General features: G+C 71.5%; 24 protein-coding genes. 5 read left to right on the top strand and 19 right to left on the bottom strand.

Annotated features, from left to right (window positions below; translation table 11 throughout):
• The first annotated feature begins 28 nt into the window (after positions 1-28).
• Positions 29-721, top strand: coding sequence for a gamma-glutamyl-gamma-aminobutyrate hydrolase family protein (locus ACH45E_RS17790; RefSeq protein ID WP_399041033.1), 693 nt, complete (start codon positions 29-31; stop codon positions 719-721).
• Positions 722-1,168: 447 nt separating this feature from the next.
• Here ACH45E_RS17790 and ACH45E_RS17785 read toward each other — a convergent pair whose 3' ends face one another.
• Complete coding sequence (locus ACH45E_RS17785) at positions 1,169-2,119, bottom strand: LysR family transcriptional regulator (protein WP_361440814.1); 951 nt, start codon at positions 2,117-2,119, stop codon at positions 1,169-1,171.
• Positions 2,120-2,189: 70 nt separating this feature from the next.
• Here ACH45E_RS17785 and ACH45E_RS17780 point away from each other — a divergent pair, with 70 nt between their 5' ends.
• Positions 2,190-3,320 (top strand): TDT family transporter, encoded by a 1,131-nt coding sequence (locus tag ACH45E_RS17780; RefSeq protein WP_361440811.1) that lies wholly within the window; start codon positions 2,190-2,192, stop codon positions 3,318-3,320.
• Here ACH45E_RS17780 and ACH45E_RS17775 read toward each other — a convergent pair.
• The 4 genes from ACH45E_RS17775 to ACH45E_RS17760 form a co-directional block, all read right to left on the bottom strand.
• On the bottom strand, positions 3,232-3,951 hold the full coding sequence (locus tag ACH45E_RS17775) for a helical backbone metal receptor (protein ID WP_361440808.1): 720 nt from the start codon (positions 3,949-3,951) through the stop codon (positions 3,232-3,234). The two genes, ACH45E_RS17780 and ACH45E_RS17775, sit on opposite strands and share 89 nt — an antisense overlap.
• A 10-nt stretch (positions 3,952-3,961) precedes the next feature.
• Positions 3,962-4,531 carry an XRE family transcriptional regulator gene (locus tag ACH45E_RS17770; RefSeq protein ID WP_361440805.1) on the bottom strand — a complete coding sequence of 190 codons (570 nt, stop codon included), beginning with the start codon at positions 4,529-4,531 and terminating at the stop codon, positions 3,962-3,964.
• A gap of 439 nt (positions 4,532-4,970) precedes the next feature.
• Positions 4,971-6,794, bottom strand: a complete 1,824-nt coding sequence (locus ACH45E_RS17765; protein ID WP_361440802.1) for an ABC transporter permease/substrate binding protein — start codon at positions 6,792-6,794, stop codon at positions 4,971-4,973.
• Positions 6,787-7,881 (bottom strand): glycine betaine/L-proline ABC transporter ATP-binding protein, encoded by a 1,095-nt coding sequence (locus ACH45E_RS17760; protein WP_361440799.1) that lies wholly within the window; start codon positions 7,879-7,881, stop codon positions 6,787-6,789. Before ACH45E_RS17760 ends, ACH45E_RS17765 begins: the two co-directional genes overlap by 8 nt.
• A gap of 114 nt (positions 7,882-7,995) precedes the next feature.
• On the opposite strand from ACH45E_RS17760, the gene ACH45E_RS17755 reads away from it, so the two are divergent.
• The 3 genes from ACH45E_RS17755 (at position 7,996) to ACH45E_RS17745 (ending at position 10,985) form a co-directional block, all read left to right on the top strand.
• Positions 7,996-8,925 carry a 5'-3' exonuclease gene (locus ACH45E_RS17755; protein ID WP_361441468.1) on the top strand — a complete coding sequence of 310 codons (930 nt, stop codon included), beginning with the start codon at positions 7,996-7,998 and terminating at the stop codon, positions 8,923-8,925.
• A gap of 135 nt (positions 8,926-9,060) precedes the next feature.
• A complete protein-coding gene (locus ACH45E_RS17750) occupies positions 9,061-9,906 on the top strand; it encodes a siderophore-interacting protein (RefSeq protein WP_361440796.1) in 846 nt (281 codons plus the stop codon).
• Positions 9,907-9,965: 59 nt separating this feature from the next.
• Positions 9,966-10,985 carry an RluA family pseudouridine synthase gene (locus ACH45E_RS17745; RefSeq protein WP_361440793.1) on the top strand — a complete coding sequence of 340 codons (1,020 nt, stop codon included), beginning with the start codon at positions 9,966-9,968 and terminating at the stop codon, positions 10,983-10,985.
• On the opposite strand, the gene ACH45E_RS17740 is transcribed toward ACH45E_RS17745, so the two are convergent.
• From ACH45E_RS17740 to ACH45E_RS17675, 14 genes are all read right to left on the bottom strand, one after another.
• Positions 10,960-12,444: a cytochrome P450 gene (locus tag ACH45E_RS17740; RefSeq protein WP_361440790.1), complete on the bottom strand. Its 1,485-nt coding sequence runs from the start codon at positions 12,442-12,444 to the stop codon at positions 10,960-10,962. The genes ACH45E_RS17745 and ACH45E_RS17740 overlap by 26 nt on opposite strands.
• Positions 12,445-12,494: 50 nt before the next feature.
• Positions 12,495-13,115: an ATP/GTP-binding protein gene (locus ACH45E_RS17735; RefSeq protein WP_361440787.1), complete on the bottom strand. Its 621-nt coding sequence runs from the start codon at positions 13,113-13,115 to the stop codon at positions 12,495-12,497.
• On the bottom strand, positions 13,096-13,518 hold the full coding sequence (locus ACH45E_RS17730; protein WP_361440784.1) for a DUF742 domain-containing protein: 423 nt from the start codon (positions 13,516-13,518) through the stop codon (positions 13,096-13,098). Before ACH45E_RS17730 ends, ACH45E_RS17735 begins: the two co-directional genes overlap by 20 nt.
• The gene (locus ACH45E_RS17725) at positions 13,515-13,922 is read right to left on the bottom strand and encodes a roadblock/LC7 domain-containing protein (RefSeq protein WP_132853723.1); all 408 of its coding nucleotides are present in this window, start codon (positions 13,920-13,922) and stop codon (positions 13,515-13,517) included. Before ACH45E_RS17725 ends, ACH45E_RS17730 begins: the two co-directional genes overlap by 4 nt.
• A complete protein-coding gene (locus tag ACH45E_RS17720; protein ID WP_361440780.1) occupies positions 13,919-15,544 on the bottom strand; it encodes an ATP-binding protein in 1,626 nt (541 codons plus the stop codon). The genes ACH45E_RS17725 and ACH45E_RS17720 overlap by 4 nt, the downstream gene beginning before the upstream one ends.
• Positions 15,545-15,928: 384 nt before the next feature.
• Positions 15,929-18,781: a DEAD/DEAH box helicase gene (locus ACH45E_RS17715; RefSeq protein ID WP_361440777.1), complete on the bottom strand. Its 2,853-nt coding sequence runs from the start codon at positions 18,779-18,781 to the stop codon at positions 15,929-15,931.
• A gap of 85 nt (positions 18,782-18,866) precedes the next feature.
• A complete protein-coding gene (gene tatC / locus ACH45E_RS17710; protein ID WP_361440774.1) occupies positions 18,867-19,811 on the bottom strand; it encodes a twin-arginine translocase subunit TatC in 945 nt (314 codons plus the stop codon).
• Positions 19,812-19,859: 48 nt separating this feature from the next.
• A complete protein-coding gene (tatA, locus tag ACH45E_RS17705) occupies positions 19,860-20,144 on the bottom strand; it encodes a Sec-independent protein translocase subunit TatA (RefSeq protein WP_361440771.1) in 285 nt (94 codons plus the stop codon).
• A gap of 257 nt (positions 20,145-20,401) precedes the next feature.
• Positions 20,402-20,596, bottom strand: coding sequence for a hypothetical protein (locus ACH45E_RS17700; RefSeq protein ID WP_361440768.1), 195 nt, complete (start codon positions 20,594-20,596; stop codon positions 20,402-20,404).
• Positions 20,597-20,606: 10 nt separating this feature from the next.
• The gene (locus ACH45E_RS17695) at positions 20,607-20,900 is read right to left on the bottom strand and encodes a hypothetical protein (protein WP_361440765.1); all 294 of its coding nucleotides are present in this window, start codon (positions 20,898-20,900) and stop codon (positions 20,607-20,609) included.
• 104 nt (positions 20,901-21,004) lie between these two features.
• Positions 21,005-21,994 carry a WYL domain-containing protein gene (locus tag ACH45E_RS17690; RefSeq protein ID WP_361440762.1) on the bottom strand — a complete coding sequence of 330 codons (990 nt, stop codon included), beginning with the start codon at positions 21,992-21,994 and terminating at the stop codon, positions 21,005-21,007.
• An 18-nt stretch (positions 21,995-22,012) separates the two neighbouring features.
• Positions 22,013-22,966, bottom strand: a complete 954-nt coding sequence (locus ACH45E_RS17685; protein WP_361440759.1) for a WYL domain-containing protein — start codon at positions 22,964-22,966, stop codon at positions 22,013-22,015.
• A gap of 128 nt (positions 22,967-23,094) precedes the next feature.
• Complete coding sequence (locus tag ACH45E_RS17680) at positions 23,095-23,475, bottom strand: FKBP-type peptidyl-prolyl cis-trans isomerase (protein WP_361440756.1); 381 nt, start codon at positions 23,473-23,475, stop codon at positions 23,095-23,097.
• A 92-nt stretch (positions 23,476-23,567) separates the two neighbouring features.
• Positions 23,568-24,581 (bottom strand): FKBP-type peptidyl-prolyl cis-trans isomerase, encoded by a 1,014-nt coding sequence (locus tag ACH45E_RS17675; protein WP_361440753.1) that lies wholly within the window; start codon positions 24,579-24,581, stop codon positions 23,568-23,570.
• Positions 24,582-24,646: the final 65 nt, after the last annotated feature.

Raw genomic sequence — 24,646 nt, 5'->3', positions numbered from 1 at the left:
CTGAGAGGCCCACGTGACCGGACGACCGTTGATCGGTGTGAGCACGTACCTGGAGACGGGCGCGCGCTGGGGCGTCTGGGAGCTGGAGGCCGCCCTGCTGCCCGCCGCCTATCCGCGTCTGGTGCAGCGGGCCGGAGGGCTGGCCGCGATGCTCCCGCCGGACGACCCCGCGCACGCGGCGGCCGCGGTGGCCCGGCTGGACGGCCTGGTCGTCGCGGGCGGCCCGGATGTCGACCCCGCCCGCTACGGCGCCGCACGCTCTCCGCGCACGGGCCCGCCCGCGCCCGAACGGGACGCCTGGGAACTCGCCCTGGTCGACGCGGCACTGGCCGCGCGCGTCCCGCTGCTCGGCGTCTGCCGGGGCATGCAGCTGCTGAACGTGGCCCTCGGCGGCACGCTCGTCCAGCACCTCGACGGGCACGCGGAGGTCGTCGGCGTGTTCGGCGGCCACCCGGTCAAGCCGGTTCCGGGCACCCTGTACGGCGAGATCGTGCCGGAGGAGACGACCGTGCCCACCTACCACCACCAGGCCGTGGACCGCCTCGGCGAGGGCCTCGTCCCCTCGGCGTACGCGGCCGACGGCACGGTGGAGGCCGTGGAACTGCCGTCCGCCGGCTGGGTGCTGGGCGTGCAGTGGCATCCGGAGATGGGCGAGGACCTCCGGGTCGTACGGGCGCTGGTCCGGGCGGCGTCCGGCGCGGCGGCCCCGCACCGCTCCTGAGCCGGCGGCGAGCCGCTTCCCGAGCCGCTCCGACGCCCGCCTCCCCCGCGCCCGCCGGCAGGCGCGGGACCGCGGGGATGCCCGGCGGCGGGCACCGCACCGAGTGACTCGGGAAGGACCCGGCGAGGGCTGCCAGGGCGGCGGTGACCGCGCCCGGATCGGCGTCCCGGCCCATGGGAGGCCCGGCGACCACCCCCTCCGGATCCGGCCCGCCCCCGGGCCCGCACGCACGGCGGCATCGCCACCGGACTAAGGGGTCCTTGCACTATGAGCGCCCGATCAGGTCGCGTGGTCGGCAACGCGGCGAGGTGCGGTGCCAGGCCGCGTGACCCGGGCGGGCATAGTGCAAGGACCCCTAAGCCGGAGCGCGCTCGGCGAGGGTTCTCCGCCCGTGCGAAGCCGAGCGTTCCGGGCGCTGCGCGCGTGGCCGGGGACGTGGGCGGGCTCTCAGGCCGGGCGGTCGGGCCGGGAGCGGGTCAGGGAGAGGAGGTCTCGGGCGGGGCCCACCGGGCGGTGGCCCGTGGGCCAGACGGCGCGCAGGTCGCGCTGGAGCGCGATGCCGTCCACCGGGATGCTCACGAGCCGGCGCAGGGAGAGTTCGTCGCCCACCGCGAGTTCGCTCAGTACCGCGGGGCCCGCGCCGCTGACCGCCGAGGCCTTGACTGCGGTGGTGGAGGACAGCTCGATCAGCGGGCGGGCCAGGCCGCCCAGGGCGGCGTCCAGGACCTGGCGGGTGCCGGAGCCCTTCTCCCGGAGGATCAGCGGGGTGGACGCCAGTTCCCGCGCCGCGAGGGGGCTCCGGCGGCGGGCCCAGGGATGGGCGGGTGCCGTCACCACGATCAGGCGGTCGTGGGCGATCACCACGGAGTCCAGGCCGGACGGCACCGACAGCCCCTCCACGAAGCCGACGTCGGCCTCGTCCGCGAGCAGCCGCTCGGCCACCGCGGCCGAGTTCCCGGCGAGCAGCGACACCGCGGTGTCGGGCCGGCGGGCGCGCAGCGCGATCAGCCAGCCCGGCAGCAGGTATTCGGCGATGGTCATGCTGGCCGCCACCCGCAGCCGTGAGTCCCGGCGGTCCCTGAGCGCCTGCGCGCCCGCGTCGAAGGCCTCCGCCGCCTCCACCACGCGCCGCGCCCAGTCGGTGACGAGGGCGCCCGCGTCCGTGAGCCGGGACCCGCGCGGCGAGCGGTCCACGAGGGCCACGCCCAGCTGGCGCTCCATGGACCGGACCCGGCTGCTGGCCGCGGGCTGCGTGATGCCGACCTCCCGGGCCGCCGCCCCGAGACTGCCCAGCCGCGCGACCGCCAGCAGCAGTTCCAGCGCGCCCAGGTCGGGCACCCGGTACGCCAGTGATCCGGCCCCTCGTCGTCCCTCCGCCGCACCACTCGCCTCGCTCATAAGACCAGCTTATGCCCCCATAGGGGCGAGCTCCCTGGTCGCCGGCGCCCGTTCGCGCGACCGTGGGTCCATGGTCACCGCAGCGGCAGTCCGCCATCTCGGCCCCAACTGGTACGCCTCCGTGATGGGCACCGCGGTGGTGGGCACCGCCGGTGCCGCGCTCCCCGTCCGCGTCGACGGCCTGCGCCCGCTGTGCGCCGGCGTCTGGGTCCTCTCGCTCGTCATGCTGGTGGTCCTCCTCGCCGCCCGCGCCCTGCACTGGACCCACCACGGCGACCAGGCCCGCGCCGACCTCCTCGACCCGGCGGCGGTCCCGTTCTACGGCTGCCTCGCCATGGCCCTGCTGGCGGTCGGCGGCGGCGCCCTGGGGGCGGGCCGGGACTGGATCGGCACCGAACGGGCGGTGGCCCTCGACGCCGTGCTGTTCACGGCCGGTACGGCCATCGGGCTGGCGGCCGCCGTCGCCGTGCCGTACCTCATGGCCGTACGCCACCGCGTCGAGCCGGGTCAGGCCACCCCGGTGTGGCTGCTGCCGCTGGTCGCGCCCATGGTGTCGGCCGCGCTCGGGCCGCAGTTGGTGCCGCATCTGCCGCCGGGGCAGCCCCGCCAGACGCTGCTGCTCGCCTGTTTCGCGCTGTTCGGGCTGAGCCTGCTCGCGACGCTGCTGATGCTGCCGCTGGCCTTCGCCCGGCTGATCACCGCCGGACCGCTCCCCCTCGCGCTGACCCCGACGCTGTTCCTGGTGCTGGGGCCGCTCGGGCAGTCCACCACCGCCGTCGGCAACATCGCCGACCTCGCGCCCGGGGCCCTGCCCGCCCCCTACGGCCGGGGCTTCGGCGCCCTCGCCGTCCTGTACGGGGTGCCGGTCATGGGCTTCGCGCTGCTCTGGCTGGCGCTCGCCACCGCGCACGTGGTGCGGGCCCGGCGGCACGGCATGGGGTTCGCGATGAGCTGGTGGGCGTTCACCTTCCCGGTGGGCACCTGCGTCACCGGCTCCGCCGTCCTGGCCCGGCACACCGGGCTCGCCGCCTACCAGGCCCTCGCGGTCGGGCTGTACGCGCTGCTGGTCGCCGCGTGGCTCGTGGCCGGTGTCGGCACGGTGCGCGGGCTGGTCAGCGGACGGCTGCCCGCAGGGCCCCGGCCAGCACCCGTGGCGCCTCAGCCAGTGACGGCCCGTACCAGGTCAGGTGCCGTCCGCTGACCAGCGCGCAGCGCAGGGTGGGGAACGCCTCGGGCCCGTCGTCCGCCGTGAAGTGGTACGGCTCGTCGGGGAGGACGACCAGGCCGGGGGCGGCGGCCCGCAGCTCGTCGAGGGGGACGCGGGGATAGCGGTCGGGGTGACCGGCGTACAGGTGGTCGACGCCCAGCCGGGCCAGCACGTCGCCCGCGAACGTGTCCCGGCCCAGCACCATCCAAGGGCGCCGCCAGATGGGCACGACCGCCGTCGTACGCCGGTCCGGCACCGGCGGCGCCGCCCAGGCCGCCTCGGCCTCGTCCAGCCATCGCGGCCGGGTCCGCGCCCCGCACGCGGTCAGCACCCGCTCCAGCTCCCGAAAGGCCTGCGGTACGTCCCGTACCTCGGTGACCAGAACCGTCGCTCCCGCCACGCGCAGGGCGTCGAGGTCGGGCGCGCGGTTCTCCTCCTCGTTGGCGATGACCAGGTCGGGGGCGAGGGCGGCGATGCGGTCGAGCCGGGGGTTCTTGGTGCCGCCGACACGGGTGACCCCGAGGTCCGCCGGATGGCTGCACCAGTCCGTGGCGCCGACGAGGACGCCGGGCAGTGTGACGGCCACCGCCTCGGTCAGCGACGGCACGAGGGAGACGACCCGCACGCGGCGAACCCTAGCGGGTGCGGTCCTTGACCGCCTCGATGTGTTCCGCCACCGCGACGACGACCACCCGGGTGTCGGGGACCGTGGCCCGCCAGCGGTGGCGGACCCCACCGGTGAGGTAGAGGGTGTCGCCACGGCCGAGGCGATAGGCGCGGCCCTCCGCCTCGATCTCCACGGCACCGTCGGCGACGTACATCAACTCGTCGTTGCGGTGCTGGAATTCGCGGCCGGCGTCGTGGTCGCCGGTGAATTCGGAGGCGTGCAGTTGGTGGTGGCCGCGCACCAGGGAACGCACCCGCGGGTCGAAGCCGTTCTCGGTGTCCTCGGCGCGGACGACGTCCACGCTGCACGCCGGGTCGGCGGCGGCGAGCAGCTCGACGGCGGTGGTGCGCAGGGCGTCGGCGACCTTCTCCAGGGAGCTTCTGCTGGGGCGCGCCCGGTCGTTCTCGATCTGGCTCAGGAAGGGAACCGACAGACCGCTGCGCTCGGCCACGACGGCGAGGGTGAGCTCCAGCGCGCGGCGGCGCCGCCGGACAGCCGCGCCCACCCGGAGGGGCTGCTGCTCTTTGTGGTCGCCCATCGCTCCGGCTCCCTCCTTCGCCCGCCGCGGGTTCCGGGTGCCCCGCATCGGGCGCACCACTTCTGATGACTTCTCTGCACCCTACGCATGTTCGGCAAACCGTTTCACGCGGCCGTCACATCGGTGTCACGCGGGGGCCGCGTCACCCCCCTAGATCGCGCCAGCGCGCGAGCCCCCGCCGGCCTCCGATCGGGGCTGTGCTGCCGGATGGTGAAGTCCGGGAGCGCGCTGGGGAGTTGGCCGACGGTGACACATCGGGGGCGCGGGCCAGCAGGATGCCGAGGTTTGGGCAAGGCCGTAGCGCTCTGTGGTTGGCCGGATTCTTTCCGTAGGTGGGTCCGGGCTCGTTCCGTCCACCGCGCCCCGTACGCCACGAGGGGTGGGCCGCACCGGAACGTGCTGCCCACCCCTCGCTTGAGCGGAACCGGGTGCTGTCAGGTCACCCGGCCGCCCGGCTCTTCGTCCCCTGGCCGGCGACCGGGGCCCACGTGTCGACCAGCCCGGGGTGCTGCTTCAGCCAGGTGCGGACGGCGTCCTGCTCCTGCCCCTTGCCGGCCTTCTGGATCTGCGCCTCCAGGCCGGTGAGCTGCTGCTCCGTCATGGAGAAGTTCCGCAGCCACTTACCGGCCTCGGGGTTGTCGGCTGCGAAGCCCTTGCGGGCGATGGTGTGTACGCCGTCGCCCTTGCCCCAGGCGCCCCGCGGGTCCTTGAGCTTCTTCAGGTCGTAGTCGCTGTACGCCCAGTGGGGCGACCACAGGGTGACCACGACCGGCTGCTTCTTGGCGTAGGCCCGCTTGAGTTCGGCGAGCATCGCGGGGGTCGAGCCGTCGACGACCTCGTACGCGCCCGTCAGGCCGTACTCCTTGAGGACCTTGCTCTTGAGCAGGCCCATCATGCCGGCGCTGGGCTCGATGCCGATGATCTGCCCGCCGAACTCGGAGGCGTGCGCCTTGAGGTCCGCCAGGGAGTTCACGTCCTTCACGTAGGACGGGACGGTCAGCTCCAGTGAGGTGGGGCCGTACCACTTGCCGAGGTCGTCGAGCTGCTTGCCGTACCTCTTCCAGTACTCGGCGTGGGTGGTGGGCAGCCAGGAGTCGGTCTGGAAGTCGAGCTGGCCGGTGGCGAGGCCGGTGTAGAGGGGGCCGGCGGCGTACTGGGTGGTGGTCACCTTGAAGCCGCGCTCCTCCAGGATCTCCTTCCAGAGGTACGTGGAGGCGATGCCCTCGTCCCAGGGGATGTAGCCGATCCGGATCTCCTTGCCCTTGCCGACGTCCGTGGCGGAGGCCTGGGTGGTGCCGGAGGAGCCGAAGACCCCCATGCCGCCGGCCACCAGGGCCAGCACGACCACGCCGACGACCGCGACCGCCGGGCGCGGGCGGTGGGCCCAGACCCTGGTGCCGGCGGCCGCGCGGGCCTTCGCGGCGGAGCGGCGGCCGAGCGGCGACAGCTGGGTGCCGAGGGCGCCGGTGACCCGGTCCAGGTAGATGGCGAGGACGACGATGCCGACGCCCGCCTCGAAGCCGAAGCCGATGTCGAGCTGGCCGATGGCCTCGTTGACGGCACCGCCGAGGCCGCCGGTGCCGACCATGCCGGCGATCACGACCATCGACAGGCCCAGCATGATCACCTGGTTGACGCCCGCCATGATGGTCGGCAGCGCCAGTGGCAGCTGGACGCGCAGCAGGATGTCGCGGGGTGAGGTGCCGAACGCCTCGGCCGCCTCGACCAGCTCGGCGTCGACCTGGCGGATGCCCAGCTCGGTCATGCGGACACCGGGCGCGAGGGCGAAGATCAGCGTGGCGATGACGCCGGCGGCGGTGCCCAGGCCGAAGAAGAGGATGGCCGGGATCAGCAGCACCATCGACGGCATGGTCTGGAGCAGGTCCAGGACAGGACGCACGGCCGCGCTGACCGCCTTGGAACGGGCGGCCCAGATGCCCAGCGGGACGGAGATCACCAGGGCGATCACCGTGGCGACGAGGACCAGGGCGAGCGTCGACATCGCCCGGTCCCACAGGTCGAGCGAGTCGACGAGCGCGAACCCGGCGAAGGCGAGGATCCCCGCGACCAGCCCGCGCAGCCACCAGGCGAGCACCGCGAGGATGCCCGCCAGGAGCAGCGGCGCGGGCGCGGTCAGGACGGCGTCGATACCGTCGTACATGCCCTCCACGACCGCGCGGATCGCGTCGAACAGCCAGGACAGATGGGCGACCAGCCAGTCGACGCCGGAGTCGACCCAGTCACCGAGGTGGATCCTAGGCACCGGCGGTCACCTTCTTCGTCTCGTCCTGCCCGCCGTCGCAGACGGTGATCTCGTCCCGCTCGTCGAACGCGTCGCCGAGGAAGCCGACGAGGCGCTGCCTCGGTACGACGCCCACGAGCTTGCGTGCGTCGTCGCGGACCGCGACCGGGTGCGGGAGGCGGGCGCTGAGCGCGCACAGCTCGGTGAACGGCGTGTCCGGCGAGGCGGCCGGGCAGCCGCAGTCGGCCTCGTCGCCGCGCAGCTCGGTGTCCATGACGGCGGCGGCGGTCAGGACACGGGAGCGGTCCACGTCCTTGGTGAAGGAGGCGACGTAGTCGTCGACGGGACGGACCAGGATGTCCTCGGCGGTGCCGGTCTGCACGATCCGGCCGTCGCGCATGACGGCGATCCGGTCGCCCAGGCGCATGGCCTCGTTGAGGTCGTGGGTGATGAAGACGATCGTCTTCTTGAGGGTCTGCTGCAGCGTCAGCAGCTGATCCTGCATGTCGCGGCGGATCAGCGGGTCGAGCGCGCTGAAGGACTCGTCCATCAGCAGCAGCTCGGCGTCGGTGGCGAGCGCGCGGGCCAGCCCGACGCGCTGCTGCATGCCGCCGGACAGCTCGTCGGGCCAGGAGTCCTCCCAGCCGGCCAGGCCGCACAGGGCGAGCGCCTCGTCGGCGCGGCGCTCGCGCTCGGCGCGGGGCACGCCCTGCACGGCGAGGCCGTAGGCGGCGTTGTCGCGGACGCTGCGGTGCGGGAAGAGCGCGAAGTGCTGGAAGACCATGCTGATCTTCCGGGCGCGGACCTCGCGCAGTTCACGGCCGGTGAGCGCGGTCAGGTCCCGGCCGCCGAAGCGGACCTGCCCCGCGGTCGGCTCCAGCAGACCGTTGAGCATCCGCAGCAGGGTGGACTTGCCGGACCCGGACAGGCCCATCACGACGAAGATCTGGCCGGGGTCCACGATGAAGGAGGCGTCGATCACGGCGGCGGTGGTGCCGTCGGCGCGCAGCTCCTCCCGGTCGGCTCCCCGCTTCAGTCTTTCCACTGCCTGGTCCGGTCGTCTGCCGAACACCTTGTACAGATGCTCGGCCTCAAGGCTGGCTGACACACGTACCTCTCGTTGAAATGAGCAACTATCTCCGCTCGGAGGCGGCGCCTGCCCAGGCACCCCGGCGGCAAACACGACAGTGGCCCAGTTCACAGGCCCGCCGGGTACGGCATGATGCGAGGCGTGACCGGACGACTGATGCTCCTCGACACCGCCTCCCTGTACTTCCGCGCCTACTTCGGCGTGCCGGACTCGGTGAAGGCGCCGGACGGCACGCCGGTGAACGCCGTGCGCGGACTGCTGGACTTCATCGACCGGCTGGTGAAGGACCACCGGCCGGACCACCTGGTGGCGTGCATGGACGCGGACTGGCGGCCCCGGTGGCGGGTCGACCTGATCCCCTCCTACAAGGCGCACCGGGTCGCCGAGGTGCACGAGGCGGGACCGGACGAGGAGGAGGTCCCGGACACGCTCTCCCCGCAGGTGCCGGTCATCGAGGCCGTCCTGGACGCGCTCGGCATCGCGCGGGTCGGCGTCGGCGGGTACGAGGCGGACGACGTCATCGGCACGTTCACCGCGCGCGCCGACGGGCCGGTCGACATCGTCACCGGCGACCGCGACCTGTACCAGCTGGTGGACGACGCCCGCGGGGTCCGGGTGCTGTACCCGCTCAAGGGCGTCGGCACGCTGCAGCTGACCGACGAGGCGTGGCTGCGCGAGAAGTATGGGGTGGACGGCAGCGGGTACGCGGATCTGGCGCTGCTGCGCGGCGACCCGAGCGACGGCCTGCCGGGGGTGCCCGGGATCGGCGAGAAGACGGCCGCCAAGCTGCTCGCCGAGTTCGGCGACCTGGCCGGGATCATGGCGGCGGTCGACGACCCCGGGTCCAGGCTCACGCCGTCGCAGCGCAAGCGGCTGGAGGAGGCCCGCCCGTACGTCGCCGTCGCGCCGACGGTCGTCCGGGTCGCCGCCGACGTCCCCCTGCCGGACGTCGACACGGCGGTGCCGCGCGGGCCGCGCGACGCGGCGGGCCTGGAGGAACTGGCGGCGCGCTGGGGACTGGGCGGTTCCCTCCAGCGGCTGCTGACGACGCTCGGGGCCTGACGCGCACGGCGGCCTCGGCCTCCTGCAAGTGCCCTCTCATCCAGCTCTGAAGGAAGGGGTGTTTACTTGCCCCGGATGCTAACTTAGGCGAACCTAACCAATGGAGCGCCCAACCGAGGGAGCCGGGAGGCCGTCATGGCAGAACGTCCGGGACGCAAGCCGCGCAAGCCCCATTCCGCACAGGTCGTGCGCACCGAGCGGCTGACCCCGCACATGCAGCGGGTGGTGCTCGGGGGTGAGGGTCTGGCGGACTTCGCCGCGGACACCTGCACCGACCATTATGTGAAGCTGCTGTTCCCCGCCGAGGGCGTGACCTATCCCGAGCCCTTCGACGTGGAGCGGATCCGTGCGGAGTTCCCGCGCGAGCAGTGGCCGGTGACCCGGACGTACACGGTGCGCGCCTGGAATCCCGAACAGCGCGAACTGGCCCTGGACTTCGTGCTCCACGGCGACGAGGGCCTGGCCGGGCCGTGGGCGGCGCGCGTGCAGCCGGGTGAGACCGTGCGCTTCATGGGCCCCGGCGGGGCGTACGCGCCGGACGTGAGCGCCGACTGGCATCTGCTCGCCGGTGACGAGAGCGCCCTGCCCGCGATCGCCCGCGCCCTGGAGTCGCTGCCCGGGGGCGTCAGGGCGCACGCCTTCGTGGAGGTCTCCGGACCCGAGGAGGAGCAGAAGATCGACTCCGACGTGCCGGTCGTCTGGCTGCACCGCGGTGACCGGCCGGTCGGCGCGGCGCTGGTCGAGGCGGTACGGGCGCTGGAGTTCCCCGAGGGCCGGATGCATGCCTTCGTGCACGGCGAGGCGGCCTTCGTGAAGGAGCTGCGGCGGCTGCTGCGCGTCGAGCTCGCCGTCCCGCGCGAGGACCTGTCGATCTCCGGCTACTGGCGCCTGGGCCACAACGAGGACGGCTGGCAGGCCTCCAAGCGGGACTGGAACGCGCGCATCGAGGCGGAGCAGGAGGGCGGCGCGGCGGCGGCCTGAGCGGGCTGAGGCGGGCGGCGACTCGGTGCCCCGGGCCCAGCGCCTAGGCTGGTGCCCTGATGAGACGCAAGTCGCGCACGCCGCCCTCGCCCCTGCCACAGCGTCGCGGGGTGGATCCGGTGCGGTTGCGGCTGCCGCTCGGCGGGGCGTGGGCCACGGTGGGTGAGCATCTGGTGGAGCGGCTCAGCGGGGCCGGCCCCGGGATGGTCGCGGGGATGCTGGAGGCGGGACTGGTCGTCGGTGCGGACAGCCGGCCGGTGGCCGCCGACGCCCCGTACGTACCAGGGATGTACGTGTGGTTCCACCGCGAGCTGCCCGCCGAGGTGCCGGTGCCGTTCCCGCTGGAGGTCGTGTACCGGGACGAGCGGATCGTCGTCGTGGACAAGCCGCACTTCCTCGCCACGACCCCGCGCGGAAGCCATGTCGCCGAGACCGCCCTGGCGCGGCTCCGGCGCGAACTCGGGCTGCCGACGCTGACGGCGGCGCACCGTCTGGACCGGCTGACGGCCGGACTGGTGCTGTTCACGGTACGGCCCGGGGACCGCGGTGCCTACCAGTCGCTGTTCCGCGACCGGCGGATACGCAAGGAGTACGAGGCGGTCGCCCCGTACGTCCCCGGTCTGGCCCTGCCGCGGACCGTGCGCAGCCGGATCGTCAAGGAGCGCGGGGTCCAGGCCGCCCAGGAGGTGCCGGGCGAGCCGAACGCGGTGACCCTGGTGGAACTGGTCGAGCACCGGGAGCGGGACGGGCTGGGCCGGTACCGGCTGGTCCCCGCCACCGGCCAGACGCATCAGCTGCGGGTGCACATGAGCACCCTGGGCGTGCCTCTCCTCGGCGATCCGCTGTACCCGGAGGTGACCGGCCCCGTACCGGCCGGTGACTTCCGGTGTCCGCTGCAACTGCTCGCGCGGCGGCTGGAGTTCACCGATCCGGTCACGGGGAGGGAGCACCGCTTCGTCAGCGGGCGGGCGCTGCAGGCCTGGTCGTCGCCCGCCGAGTGGGCTGCCGGTCAGGCCGGTCACCGAAGGCGTGGCGGCCTGGCCGGCGGACCGGTCAGTGGCCGCGCCACCACCTCTTGAGGCGCTGCCACACGCCGCCCCGGCGGGCCGGTTCGGCGGGTGCGGGAGCCGACTGCGGCGGCGCCGCCATCTCGGCTTCGGGGGCGGGGGCCGGTGCGGGTCCGGCAGGGGTGGTGCCGACCTGCCAGGTGGCGCGCTGCGGCGGGATCGGCGCGGGGCTGGGCTTGAGCGTCACATCCTGCTTCGGCTTCGGCTCAAAACGCACCGGCAGTTCCACCAGATGCCGTGAGGCGATCGACGACCGCCAGCGCAACTCCTCCTCGGCGCAGTCGAGCTGGACGTCCGGCAGGCGGGTCAGCAGCGCGTCGACGCCGACGTCGGCGATGGCACGGCCGATGTCCTGGCCGGGGCATTCGTGCGGACCGCCGCCGAAGGCGAGGTGGGAGCGGTTGCCCTGCATGTTGGCGGCAAGGTCGGGACGTACCCGCGGGTCGACGTTGCCCGGTCTCGGGGCGAACAGCAGCCCGTCGCCCCGGCGGATGCGCTGCCCGCCCAGCTCGGTGTCCTGCTTGGCGAAGTAGCCGAGGACGGCGCTGAACGGCGGCTCGTCCCACAGGGACTGTTCGACCGCCTCGGGCACCGTCATCTGCCCGCCGTTGAGCTGGGCCCGGAAGCCCGGTTCCGTGAGGACCATGCGCAGCGCGTTGCCGAGGAGGTTGGTGGTGGCCTCGTAGGCGGCGAAGAGCACCAGGCGCAGGTGTTCCCGGACCTCGTCGTCGGTCAGTCCGGCCGGGTGGGTGATGAGGTGGCTGGTGAAGTCCTCGTCCGGCCGGGCGCGACGGCGGCTGGTGAGCCGGCTGAGCGCGTCCATGACGTAGGTGTGGCTGGCGATGGCGGTCTCGGTGCCCTTGAGCGCGTCCCGGGCGGAATGCACCATGCGGTCGTTGAACTCCTCGGGCATGCCGAGGATCTCGCACATCACCGCCATCGGCAGGTGCTCCGCGAACTGGCCGACCAGGTCGGCGCGGCCCACCTCGCAGAACTCGTTGGCCAGCACCTGGGTGTAGCGGCCGATGTGGCGGCGGATGCCGCGGTGGTCGATGGTCGACATGGCGCCGGTGACGGCCGCCCGCAGCCGCTGGTGCTCGTCGCCCTCGGCGTGCGAGCAGATGGGCTGCCAGGCGATGTGCGGCATCAGCGGGTGGTCGGGTTTGACCATGCCCTCCGCCAGCGGGGTCCAGACGCGGCTGTCCCGGGTGAACTGCGAGGGGCTGCGCACCATGTGCAGGTTCTCGGTGTGTCCGAGGACCACCCACATCGGCACGTCGTCGTGCAGCAGCACCGGCGCCACGGGCCCGTAGTCCGCCCGCAGCTTGTCGTACAGCTCGCCCAGGTCGTCCGCGTCCGGCCCGTACAGCCGGTGCAGTCCCCCGGGCCCGATGCCGTGCGCGGGGCAGCCGGGGGGCGGGCCGAGCGTGGGATCGTCCGTACCGGTCGGGGTATGGGGTTCAGGCGTCACAGTGGTCGCTCCGAGGAGTGGATCGGGGTGAGGGGAGAGTCGGGAGGGGGTCAGGTGAGGGCGCCGGTCATGGCGAGCGAGTGCAGGAAGCGCATGAGGGTCATCAGCGTGTCGCGGCTGGAGGCCCGGCGGCGCGCGTCGCACTCGATGATGGGGATCTCCGGCGGCAGGTCCAGCGCGGTGCGCAGTTCCTCGAGGGGGTGACGAGGCGCGTCGGGGAAGGAGTTGACGGCGACGACGAAGGGCACACCGCGCTCCTCCAGTCGTCCTATGACGTCGAAGCTGACTTCCAGACGGCGGGTGTCGATGAGCACGACGGCGCCGAGGGCGCCTTCGAAGAGGCCGTTCCACAGGAACCAGAAACGCTCCTGGCCGGGCGTGCCGAAGAGATAGAGCACCAGCTTCTCGGTGATGCTGATGCGGCCGAAGTCCATGGCCACGGTGGTGGCGGTCTTCGTCTCGGAGCCGTAGTCGTCGTCGACACCGATGCCGGCCTGGGTCATGGTCTCTTCGGTGGTCAGCGGTTTGATCTCGCTGACCGAGCCGACCATGGTGGTCTTGCCCACTCCGAATCCGCCCACGATCACGATCTTCACCGCGGCCTGGGCCGTGTGCGGCAGGTGGTCCGCGGAGCGTGGGCCCGGGATGGTGTCAGAGTTTTTGAAGTCCATGCATCACCGCTTCGAGGAGTGAACGGTCGGGCAGCGCCTGGCGGACGATCGGAACGCGCGCCTGCACCAGTTCGGCCGTGATCATCTCGGTGATCAGTACGGTCATCGCGCTGAAGGGCAGATTGAGGTAGGCCGAGAGTTCGGCCACGGACAGCGGGGCTGTGCAGAGCCGGAGCAGCGCCGCCTGCTCGGGCGGGACGGAGGGCGGTGGGTCGGCGCGCGCCACGATCAACGTCACCAGGTCCAGCTCGGCGCGTCCCCCGTCGGTGGCACCGGTGATGACGTACAACCGCTCGGGGTTCTTCTTGGCCCCGGTCGGCCGGCCCGCCCCGAGGGGTTCCGGCAGTGGTTCCGGTTGCGGTTCCGGTTGCGGGAGCCGACGTTTTCGTTGCGGAGGAGTCATACGGTCTGCCCGTTGCGCCGGGGCGGACTGGTGAGATGGGCGCCGATGCGGACGACGAGGTCGCGCATCATGCCGCTCATCCGGCCGGGCTCGCAGACGACGTCGGCGAGGACCGCGAGGTAGGCGTTGGCTCCGGCGGCCATCAGGTAGAAGTAGCCGCCGTCGATCTCGATGACGACCAGCTTCATGTCGCCGTCGCTGCCGGGGAGTTCCTGGGCGACGGCGCCGGCCAGGCTCTGCACGCCGGCGCAGGCCGCGGCGACGCGGTCGGCGGCGTCGGGGTCGCCGCCGTAGCGGGCGATGCGCAGGCCGTCGGCGGAAAGCACCACGATCATCTCGATGCCCGGTACGCCGTCGGCGAGCTCCTTGAGCATCCAGTCGAAGTTCGCTCGCTGCTGGATCACTTGAGGTCCCCCTCGTCGTCGGCCTCGGTGTGGTGGGTGGCCGGATCGTTGATCAGGTGCAGGTACGCGGTCGGGTTCCGCGTGAAGTCGGTCGGGTGGCCCGGGTTGTCCTTCTTGAGTCCCTCCCAGAAGGCCTCGACCCACAGTCCGGGCTCGCGGTCGTCCTTCTTCTTCTCCGGCTCGGGCCCGGGCTTGTGCTGCGACCAGACGGTGGGTTTGCCCTCGCGTTCGGCCCGCTCGATGGCGGCCTGTTCGGCGAGGCGACGGCTGAGCGGGATCTTCATCCTGCTGCGGCGCTGTGGCAGGCCGCCCGCGGTCCACTCGGTGACCTCGGGGACGTCGTCCTCCATGGAGATCCCGGCGGGGATGCGCGGGCTGGTGGGGCGCCGCTTCTTGGGTGCGCGCTTGGGGCCCTCGAGTGCGCCGAGTTCGGCCTTGGGCACGGCGGTGGCACCGATGCCGTGGGCGAGGCCGGGGGCCGGCTCGGTGGTCATCATGCTGCTGGGCACGATGAGGACGGCACGGACCCCGCCGTACGCGGAAGCGCGCAGCGAGACCTGCATGTTGTACGTCGAGCACAGCCGGCCGACGACGGCCAGGCCGAGGCGCGGGGTGGTGCCGAGGGTCTGCAGGTCGACGCCCGCCTTGGCCGCCTCCAGCATGTTCTCGATCCGGGCCCGGGCCTCCTCGTTGAGGCTGACCCCGGCGTCCTCGATCTCGATGGCGACGCCGGTCTGCACCTCGGTGGCCGTGACGTGCACCTTGGTCTGGGGCGGCGAGTAGCGGGTGGCGTTGTCGAGGAGTTCGGCCGCGGCGTGGATGACCGGCTCGACACAGGTGCCCTTGATGTTCACATGGGCGATGGAGGTCAGGTCGATCCGGCGGTACTCGAGGATCCGGGACATGGCTCCGCGCAACACGCTGTACAGCGCCACGGGGTTGGGCCACTGCCGCCCGGGACGGCCGCCGCCGAGTACGGAGATGGAGTCGGCGAGGCGGCCGATCAGCGCGGTGCCGTGGTCGATGCGCAGCAGGTCGTCGAAGACCTCGGGATTGCGGCCGTGGTCCTCCTCCATCTCGCGGAGTTCGTGGGCCTGCTGGTGGACGATGGCCTGGACGCGGCGGGCGATGTTCACGAACGCCTGCTGCGCGGCGTCGCGCGCCGTCTCCTCCTCGTCCACGACCTTCAGCAGGGCCTTGAGCAGGTCGCGCAGCGCGTCGGGGAGGTGACGTGCTTCCGGGTCGGCGTCGAGGACCTTGTGCATCGCCTCTCTGGGGGATTCACCGGCGCGCAGCCGGTACAGCGCGGTCGGCACGACCTCCGTGCGGAAGCGGAGGAGATCGGCTTCCTGGGCGGCGAGGCGCCGCTCCAGATACGCGGTGTGACGGGCGTGTTCCGCCCGTACCTCACGGAGCTTGCGACCGCGGCGCACCGCTTCGGCCGCCGCCGCGATCACCAGCAGGGTGGCGACGGCGCCGCACAGGCCGACCGCGGTCCGGGCCGGCGCCGAGACCACGGCGACGGCGGCTCCGGTCGCCGCGGCCATCACTATGGCCGGCAGCAACAGCACGCGCGCGTAGGACAGTTCGCGGCCACCGGGAGGGGATTGAACACTCACCATGTATGCCTCTGTGACTAATCGGCGGGGTGTCGGGGGAGCTTTCAGGGGGAAGATTCGTGGAGCAGCCTGGATCTTCGGTATCTTTGGGAACAAGCGCACGAATTCACCTCAACTCGGTGCGCCGCGGGCGAGCTTAGTCCGACCGGATCATCGCCGTGTCATATTCGGCAAGCGCCTGAAATCGCCCACGCCACGCGAGTACGCTCAGCCCCATTTGCACTCTGCGCCAACAATCGCACACTCAGCGTAGCTAGAGACAGGCGTACGAAGATAACTCACCGTAACGAGTGAAGACAGATGTCCCCGGCTTCCCCGTGCGAGCCGAGCGCACAGGAAACCGGGGACATCACCTCGTTCCGAGGCCGGCTCCCGCCGGCCGATGCCTCACCCCACGGACGAGTAGGCCACCACGCCCCGCAGCAACTGATCGACCGCCTTGCGCGCGGTCTTCGCCACCGTCGAGCCCTCCACGGGCGAAGCGGCCGAGATCTGCCCGAGCACGTCGATCACCTGCTTGCACCACCGCACGAAGTCCCCCGCAGGCATCTCCGCCTCACGCAGCACCTCGTCGAGCCCCTTGCCGCTGGCCCACATGTAGGCGGCCCAGGCGAAGCCGAGGTCGGGCTCGCGCTGGCCGACACCCTCGGTCTGGGTGATCCGGAACTCCTCCTCCAGAGCGTCCAGCCGCCCCCAGATCCGGACCATCTCCCCCAGCGCCGCCTTGGCCTTGCCCGACGGCACCTTGGGCGCCATCGCGTCGTCCCCGACCCGGGCCTCGTACACCAACGCCGACACACAGGCGGCGAGTTCCGCCGGAGCCAGGCCCTCCCAGACCCCCTCGCGCAGGCATTCGCTGGCCAGCAGGTCCAGTTCGCCGTACAGCCGGGCGAGCCGCCTGCCGTGCTCGGTGACCTCGTCGGAGCGCAGATAGTCCATCTCGGTCAGCAGGGCGACGATCCGGTCGAAGGTCCGCGCGATGGTGTTCGTACGGCCTTCGATCCGTCGCTCCAGCTGCGAGGTGTCCCGCAGCAGCCGGTGGTACCGCTCGGCCCAACGGGCGTGATCCTCCCGGTCGTTGCAGCCATGACACGAGTGCGCGCGAATCGCCGTGCGCAGCCGCGCGATCTCGCGGTCGTCGGCGGCCTGCGAGCGCTTCTTGCGGGCCCGCTCCGCCGGGATGTGCCCGGCCTTGGTGCGCAGCGCGGAGGCGAGGTCCCGACGGGACTGCGGCGAGCGCGGATTGAAGGACTTCGGGATCCGCATCCGCTCCAACGGCTCGACCGGCACCGGGAAGTCGATGGACGCCAGCCGCTTGACCTGCCGCTCGGCGGTCAGCACCAGGGGACGCGGCCCGTCGTGGTGCTCGAAACCGCGGTGCCCGTTGGAACGGCCGGCGGGCAGACCCGGGTCGAGCACCAGCGCCAGCCCCGCGTACTTGCCCGTCGGTACGTGGATCACGTCACCCGGCTTGAGCTTCTCCAGCGCGACGGCGGCCTCGGTACGCCGCTGCGCCGCGCCCTGCCGGGCGAGTTCGGTCTCCCGGTCCTTCAGTTCGCGGCGCAGCCGCATGTACTCCTCGAAGTCGCCGAGGTGGCAGGTCATGGAGGCCTTGTAGCCCTCCAGCCCTTCCTCGTTGCGCTGCACCTGCCGGGAGATCCCGACGACCGACTTGTCGGCCTGGAACTGCGCGAAGGAGGTCTCCAGCAGTTCGCGCGAGCGGTGCCGGCCGAACTGTTCGACCAGGTTGACCGCCATGTTGTACGACGGCTTGAAGCTGGAGCGCAGCGGGTAGGTGCGCGTGCCCGCCAGTCCCGCCAGGTGCTCGGGGCTCATGCCGCGCTGCCACAGCACGACCGCGTGGCCCTCGACGTCGATGCCACGGCGGCCGGCGCGGCCGGTGAGCTGGGTGTACTCGCCCGGGGTGATGTCGGCGTGCTGCTCGCCGTTCCACTTGACGAGTTTCTCCAACACGACCGAGCGGGCGGGCATGTTGATGCCGAGCGCGAGGGTCTCGGTGGCGAAGACCGCCTTGACCAGGCCGCGGACGAACAGTTCCTCCACGACCTCCTTGAAGGTCGGCAGCATGCCCGCGTGGTGGGCGGCGATGCCGCGCTCGAGGCCCTCGAGCCACTCGTAGTAGCCGAGGACGTGCAGGTCCTCGGTGGGGATGGCCGCCGTGCGCTCCTCGACCAGGGCGCGCACCTTTTCCCGCGCCTCCTCGTCGTTGAGGCGCAGGCCCGCGTACAGGCACTGCTGGACGGCGGCCTCGCAGGCGGCGCGGCTGAAGATGAAGGTGATGGCGGGCAGCAGACCCTCGGAGTCGAGCCGCTCGATGACCTCGGGCCGGCCCGGCGTCCACACCCGCGAACGCTGCCTGCGTTCCCGCTCCCGGTCGGCCTCGCGCATGGCGCGGCCCCGCCTGCGGTCCTGGTACGACGGGCGGCTGGCCTCCATCCGTGCCAGCCGCGTGAGGTCGGGGTTGACGGCCTTCTTGTGGCCCTCGCCCTCCTCGAACAGGTCGTACATCCGCCGCCCGGCGAGTACGTGCTGGAACAGCGGCACGGGCCGGTGCTCGGAGACGATCACCTCGGTGTCGCCGCGGACGGTGTCGAGCCAGTCGCCGAACTCCTCGGCGTTCGACACCGTCGCCGACAGTGACACCAGGGTCACCGACTCGGGCAGGTGGATGATCACCTCCTCCCATACGGCGCCGCGGAAGCGGTCGGAGAGGTAGTGCACCTCGTCCATGACCACGTACCCGAGGCCGAGGAGGGTCCGCGAGCCCGCGTACAGCATGTTGCGCAGTACCTCGGTGGTCATCACGACCACCGGGGCGTCCGGGTTCACGCTGTTGTCGCCGGTCAGCAGGCCGACCTTCTGTGTGCCGTAACGGCGGCACAGGTCGGAGTACTTCTGGTTCGACAGCGCCTTGATGGGTGTCGTGTAGAAGCACTTCTTGCCCTGCTGGAGGGCGAGGTGGACGGCGAACTCGCCGACGATCGTCTTGCCCGAGCCGGTGGGGGCGGCCACCAGCACGCCCTTCCCCGCCTCGAGCGCCTGGCAGGCCTCGATCTGGAAGGGGTCGAGGCCGAAGTCGTACATCTCGCGGAAGGACGCGAGTGCGGTGGCCTGCTCGGCTGCCCGCCTGCGGGCTGCCGCGTACCGCTCGGCCGGTGAGAGGTCCTCTGTCATCGTGCTTTCGAGGTTACCGGGCCCCACTGACAACAGGACGATCATTATCCGGAACGTGGGACAACCACAACGAGCGGTGCCCGCGTCCCTGGGGACGCGGGCACCGCTCGTGAGTGGGTGAAGGGACCTGTCAGGTCACGTCGTCATAGCCGTTGACCCGGTCCGGGCCCGCCTGCTCGGGCACCACCCGGCCGGCGGAGACCGGCTCGACCTCGCCGATGTCCTCGGGGGTGAGGTCCAGCTCGGAGGCCTCGTCGTCGCCCGGTCCCTGGGCCTCGCGTCGCGCCCGGCGCCGGTCGTTGAGCAGCGCGATGGCCACGGCGATGAAGTAGAGCCCCCAGATCGGCGCCGCCAGCGCCAGCATCGTCATCGGGTCGGGGCTGGGTGTGGCCACGGCCGCGAAGACGGTGATGCCGATGACCATGCCGCGCCACCAGCCGAGCATGCGTCCTCCGGACAGCACACCGGTGAGGTTGAGCATGACCAGCAGCAAGGGCATCTCGAAGGCGAGACCGAAGACGACGATCATGCGGGTGACCAGGTCCAGCAGATCGTCCAGCGGCAACAGGTTCTCGGCACCGTCGGGCGTGAGGCCGATCATCACCTTGGCCGTGGTGGGCAGCACGTGGAACGCGAGGTAGCCACCGGTGAGGAAGAGCGGGAAACCGAAGCCGACGAAGGCGTAGGCGTACTTCTTCTCGTTGCGGTGCAGGCCCGGCGCGACGAACGCCCACAGCTGGTAAAGCCAGACCGGCGACGCGAGCACGACACCGGCCATCAGGGCGACCTTCAGGGCCAGGGTGAACGGAGCCAGCAGGCCGCTGACGGTGATGTGCGCGCAGTGGACGTTCTTGGCCTGGTTCAGTTCCCCGAAGGACTGGCCACAGCCGATCTCGTCGAGCATCGGCCTGGTGATGACATCGATGATGTCCCTGTAGAAGAAGGCCGCGACGATCGTGACAACGAGGATCGCCAGGACACCCTTGGCAAGCCGGTTGCGCAGCTCACGCAAGTGATCCGCGAGCGGCATCCGGCCCTCGGGATCCCTCTCCTTGTTGCGGGCAGACTTGGGCAACCCACATCCTCATCTCGTGCAGTGGACCGGATGTCCCCGGTCCTCGCGTCAGCGCTGGGTCGTGTCCGTCGGCTCGTTGACCGGGCGTGAGCTGGTCACGTCGCCGGGCGCGGCCTGGATCGTGCGCTGAGCGGGAGCGGGCTCCTCGGAGGCGGACTCGGCGGTGCCGGACTGCTTGCCCTCCTCCTTCATCGCCTTCGCCTCGCTCTTCAGGATGCGGGCGGACTTACCGAGGGAGCGCGCCATGTCCGGCAGCTTCTTGGAACCGAACACGAGGAGGATGACCACAACGAGGATCAGCAGGTGCCACGGCTCAAGTCCGTTGCGGAACATAAATCTTCACCTTCTCACCGAGGCGGGGCGACGGGCCTGTCCGACCAGTCGGACACATGTCCGAACATCATGCTGGCAGCGATCGTAACGCCCAGGGGTGAACGTGGTGCAATCCCCGTGCGTACTCCCGGTCAGCGGTACGCGCCTCGTTCTTCGCACCGCGACCAGCAGCGTACCTGCCGCAGGGGCCCTGGTGACAGGGCGAAGTGACCCAAAACGCGTGCGCCTCAAGACTCACAGAACCGCCACAGCAGCCCTCACAGCGCGTCGACAGCGCGGGCGGCACTCGCGGACGCCCGCTCCAGATCCTCGGCCGCCCTGCTGATACGGCGCGCGGAGTCCGTTACCTGCCTGCCGAGGCGCTGCGCCTCCAGGAAGACCCGGACGGCCAGCACACCGAGGACGGCAAGTCCCAGGAAACCCACAACTACCGCGAACATCGGCCAGAACATGACGCCGAGCCTAAACGGTGGAGTGCAGCCGCAGCGTCCTGACCCCGCCCCCGGTCAGCAGCTCGACGATGCGCTCCCCCGCGGGCTTGCGGACGGACGCGCCGCACTCGGGGCAGGTGAAGGAGTAGAACGTCGTACGGCTGCTGGCGCCGATCGCCAGGCGCAGAGCGCTCGCGGAGAGCTCGAAGCGGCCCCGGCAGTCCGGGCAGCCCGCCCTGAACACCACGGGGACCACTCTCTTCATCCCGGCGAACGCCGCCGCGACCGTCATGTCCCTCGCACCGGACCCCGCAGACTCGCTCAAAACCCCAGCTCCTCTATTTCTGGGCGCCCGCCACCGGGGCGCCACAGCCGGCGCGCCCCCAGCGGCACACTCCCACCGGTCATGAACGCCAAGCACCGCATGCGTCACGCCTGCGGCGCGTCGTACGCCGCGAGCGCCTCGGTCGCCGCCTGACGGGCGCTGGCGGCCAGCTCGGGCGGCGACACGATCCGGCCGTCGCGGCCCAGCCGCAGTGCCAGGCGTCTGAGCGACGCCGGATCGGGGGTGCGCAAGGTAATACGCAGTCCGCCGTCGGGAAGCTCATCCGCGCTGTCGTGCGGGTAGTACTCGGCCACCCAGCGGCCACCGGGACCGACCTCGACGACAACCTCCGGGTCCTCGGCGGCGGGCTGGACCAGCGCTTCGGAGAGGTCCCGCAGTTCTATCTCCGGCGGCGCCGACGGCTCGTCGAGGATCCTGATCTCGGCGACCCGGTCGAGCCGGAAAGTACGCCGGGCCTCGGAGCGGCGGCACCAGGCCTCGACATAGGTATGGCCGACGCTGACCAGGCGGATGGGGTCGATCTCGCGCTCGGTCACCTCGTCCCGGGCGGGCGAGTAGTAGCGGATCCACAGCCGGCGGCGCTCGGAGATCGCCCGGTCGACATCGGCGAAGACACCGCCCTCGGACTCGAAGGTCACCGACAGCCGGGAGCTGGCGCCGGCCGCCTCGCCGGCCGCGGCCTCCACCTTGGCCGTGGCCCGCAGCAGCGCCTGCCGGTCGCCCTCCCGCAGGCCGGGCAGGGTGGCGACGGCCCGGGCGGCCACCAGCAGCGCGGTGGCCTCGTCGGCGGCGAGCCTGAGCGGCTCCGCGGCCTCCGCACCGAGCGCCGCGGGGTTGTGCCACCAGATGCGCTCGCCGTCGGTGTCGATGTCGAGCAGGTCGCCGCCACGGAAACTGGTACCGCACATGGGCAGCACGTCGAGGTCGGAGACCAGCTCGTCCTCGGTGATCCCGAAGGCGCGCGCCACGTCCGCGACCCGGGCTCCGGGGCGCTCACGCAGATACGTCACCAGGGAGAGCATCCGCCTGGTCTGGTCGATGGCGTTCACGGACCTGACCGGTTTGCCTGCCACTGTTCTGCTTCCCTCCCCTCAGCCCTTGGCCACGGCACGCAGCCGGTCCACCACATCGGCCCGCAGCTCGGCGGGCTCCAGGACCACCACGTCCGGACCGAACTCCACCAGCCAGGCGTCCAGACCGTGCCCGTACGGAATCTCCAACTCGTCCCAGCCGTCTTCGAGTTCCCGCACCGATGTGGCTTTCGCCCGAAGGGGGTACCCGGCATCCGAACGCAGCCTGATCAGGGCCGTACGATCAGCGATCTCGCCCGCCCAGCTCGCCACGGTCTCACGGACCGTGACCACGTCGGGGACCGGAGCGGTGAAACCGTTGCCCCGGTTACGCACCTTCCCGGTGATCCGCGACAGCCGGAACACGCGCTCGGCACCCCGGTCGCGGTCCCAGCCCGCCAGATACCAGTGGCCGCGCCAGCACTCCAGGGCCCACGGCTCCACAAGCCGGGGCTCCGGGTGGGCCGCGGAGGCCTTGCGGTAGTCGAAGACGACCGGGCGGCGGTCACGGCAGGCCAGCATCAGCGGCTCGAAGGCGGCCTCGTGCACCGGAATGCGCGGCTCCAGAGCGCCGTGCGCCTCGTACGGATCGACATCCTCGGGCAGGCCGGCCGCGCGCAGCTTCTGCAGGGCACCGCTGGCCGCGCCGGCCAGCCGGGCCTGCTGCCAGACCTTGGCGGCCAGGCCCAGGGCGGCGGCCTCCTCGGCGTCCAGCGTGATGGGCGGCAGACGGTTGCTGTCACGGCGGGCCAGATAGCCGACCTCACCGTCCATGTTCTCGACGGTCTCGATCACCAGACCGAGCTCGCGCAGATCATCCTTGTCGCGCTCGAACATCCGGCTGAAGGAGTCGTCACCGCCTGCTTCGAGGTAGGCCTCGATGGACTCGCGCAGCTCGCGCTTGCTGAGCGGCCGCCGTGTCCCCAGCAAGCACAGCGCCAGGTTCATCAACCGCTCGGCCTTGGCAATGGCCATCGACGCCCTTCGCCTTCCCTATGGTGGTTCCAACCGATGACCGTACCGCTCCGGAGCGTCGCGGCAAAAGCCGATGCAGAACCGAGGGCCCATGCGCACAGCACGGGCCCTCGTTCGACCAGGATCGGTCAGCGCTTGGCAACGCCCACCAGGTCGCAGACGAAGATCAGCGTCTCGCCCGGGGCGATCCGGCCACCGGCACCCCGGTCGCCGTACGCGAGGTGCGCGGGGATGACCAGCTGGCGACGACCGCCGACCTTCATGCCCTGCACGCCCTTGTCCCAGCCCTGGATGACCTGGCCGATGCCGAGCTGGAAGTCCAGCGGGGTGCCGCGGTTCCAGGAGGCGTCGAACTCCTCGCCGGTGGAGAACGCGACGCCCACGTAGTGAACCTTGACGAAGTCACCGGCCGCGGCGACCTCGCCGTCCCCCTCCCAGATGTCCTTGATCTCGAGGTCGGCCGGGGGCTCGCCGCCCGGGAAGTCGATCTCGGGCTTCTCGATGTTCACGTCTAAAGCTCCTGCTTGTGTACGACTCGGAACGCGGACAGTCTTTCATCTCCAGGCCGCCAGCGCCCGCGGCGGGCGGACCACGGCGCGCGCTACATCGCCGCCAGGATGTCCACCGTGAACACCAGCGTGGAGTCCTTCTTGATGGGGCTTCCGCTCGGCGGGGTGTCACCGTAGCCCTGGTCCGGGGGCACCACGATCAGGACCCGGCTGCCCACCTTCTTGCCCGTGACACCATCGGTCAGACCCTTGACGACCTGCTGCATCTGCTCCAGGGAGAGCTGACTCAGCCGCCCGGTACCGTACGTCGCCACGAACGGCTTGCCCTTGTTGCCCTTCTTCCAGACCAGACCCTGGAACTGGCACAGGATGGTCTGGCTCGCCTTGACCTCCGGCCCGTCACCCTCCAGGACATAGTTCGACACGAGCTTCTTCGGCGGATCCGGCTGGTGGATCTCGACCGAGGGAGCACCGCCGTCCGTATTGGTGCCGACCGTCGGCAGACTCGCGTCCGACTGCGCCACCGGCTTGCCCTTGCTGGAGCTCTTGGAGTTGAAGGCATCCACCAGGTCGACGACGAAGACCAGCGTGTCGGTGCCCTTGATACCCGCGTCCGGGTTACCGGACTTGCCGTATCCCCAGGTCGGCGGGACGGCCATCTCGATCCGGCTGCCCACCTTCTTGCCCGCCAGGGCGTACCGCCAGCCGTCGATCAGGCTGCCCTGGGCGAGCTGCATGACCAGGGGCGCCTTACGGTCGTAGGAATTGTCGAAGACCTTCGCCGTCGCCCAGATCTGGCCCAGGTAGTTCGCCACGATGAAGTCGTTCTCCGCGACCACGCGCCCACTGCCCGCGATCGCCGTCCTGACCGCCAGGTTCTTCGACGGCTCCCCCGTGCCCTTGGCCACCGTCGGCTTCTCACCGAACTTCTTGCCCGCCGTGATCGCGGGCAGCGGCCCGTCCACGATCTTCGGCGGCGGCACGGAGGAGGCGGAGGCCGACGGCGACGCGGAGGCCTTGCTCGATTCGGACGAGTCGTCGCCGCAACCGGCGAGCGTGACCAGACCTGCGGGTACGGCGGCAAGGAGGAGGGAGCGTCGGCGCACGGGGGGAGCCTCGTAATCGGTCGATCTTGTGGATGGCGTGCGCGCAACTCTACGGCGTGACACGG

Source organism: Streptomyces sp. NPDC020299, assembly GCF_044387825.1.
Taxonomy (GTDB): Bacteria; Actinomycetota; Actinomycetes; order Streptomycetales; family Streptomycetaceae; genus Streptomyces.
This window is presented reverse-complemented; position numbering and strand designations above follow the sequence as displayed.

Coding starts and splice junctions, on each gene's coding strand:
- ACH45E_RS17785 (WP_361440814.1), bottom strand. CDS start 2,119: ATGAGCGAGGCGAGTGGTGCGGCGGAGGGACGACGAGGGGCCGGATCA.
- ACH45E_RS17780 (WP_361440811.1), top strand. CDS start 2,190: ATGGTCACCGCAGCGGCAGTCCGCCATCTCGGCCCCAACTGGTACGCC.
- ACH45E_RS17770 (WP_361440805.1), bottom strand. CDS start 4,531: ATGGGCGACCACAAAGAGCAGCAGCCCCTCCGGGTGGGCGCGGCTGTC.
- ACH45E_RS17755 (WP_361441468.1), top strand. CDS start 7,996: ATGCGAGGCGTGACCGGACGACTGATGCTCCTCGACACCGCCTCCCTG.
- ACH45E_RS17750 (WP_361440796.1), top strand. CDS start 9,061: ATGGCAGAACGTCCGGGACGCAAGCCGCGCAAGCCCCATTCCGCACAG.
- ACH45E_RS17745 (WP_361440793.1), top strand. CDS start 9,966: ATGAGACGCAAGTCGCGCACGCCGCCCTCGCCCCTGCCACAGCGTCGC.
- ACH45E_RS17735 (WP_361440787.1), bottom strand. CDS start 13,115: ATGGACTTCAAAAACTCTGACACCATCCCGGGCCCACGCTCCGCGGAC.
- ACH45E_RS17730 (WP_361440784.1), bottom strand. CDS start 13,518: ATGACTCCTCCGCAACGAAAACGTCGGCTCCCGCAACCGGAACCGCAA.
- ACH45E_RS17720 (WP_361440780.1), bottom strand. CDS start 15,544: ATGGTGAGTGTTCAATCCCCTCCCGGTGGCCGCGAACTGTCCTACGCG.
- ACH45E_RS17715 (WP_361440777.1), bottom strand. CDS start 18,781: ATGATCGTCCTGTTGTCAGTGGGGCCCGGTAACCTCGAAAGCACGATG.
- tatA (WP_361440771.1), bottom strand. CDS start 20,144: ATGTTCCGCAACGGACTTGAGCCGTGGCACCTGCTGATCCTCGTTGTG.
- ACH45E_RS17700 (WP_361440768.1), bottom strand. CDS start 20,596: ATGTTCTGGCCGATGTTCGCGGTAGTTGTGGGTTTCCTGGGACTTGCC.
- ACH45E_RS17685 (WP_361440759.1), bottom strand. CDS start 22,966: ATGGCCATTGCCAAGGCCGAGCGGTTGATGAACCTGGCGCTGTGCTTG.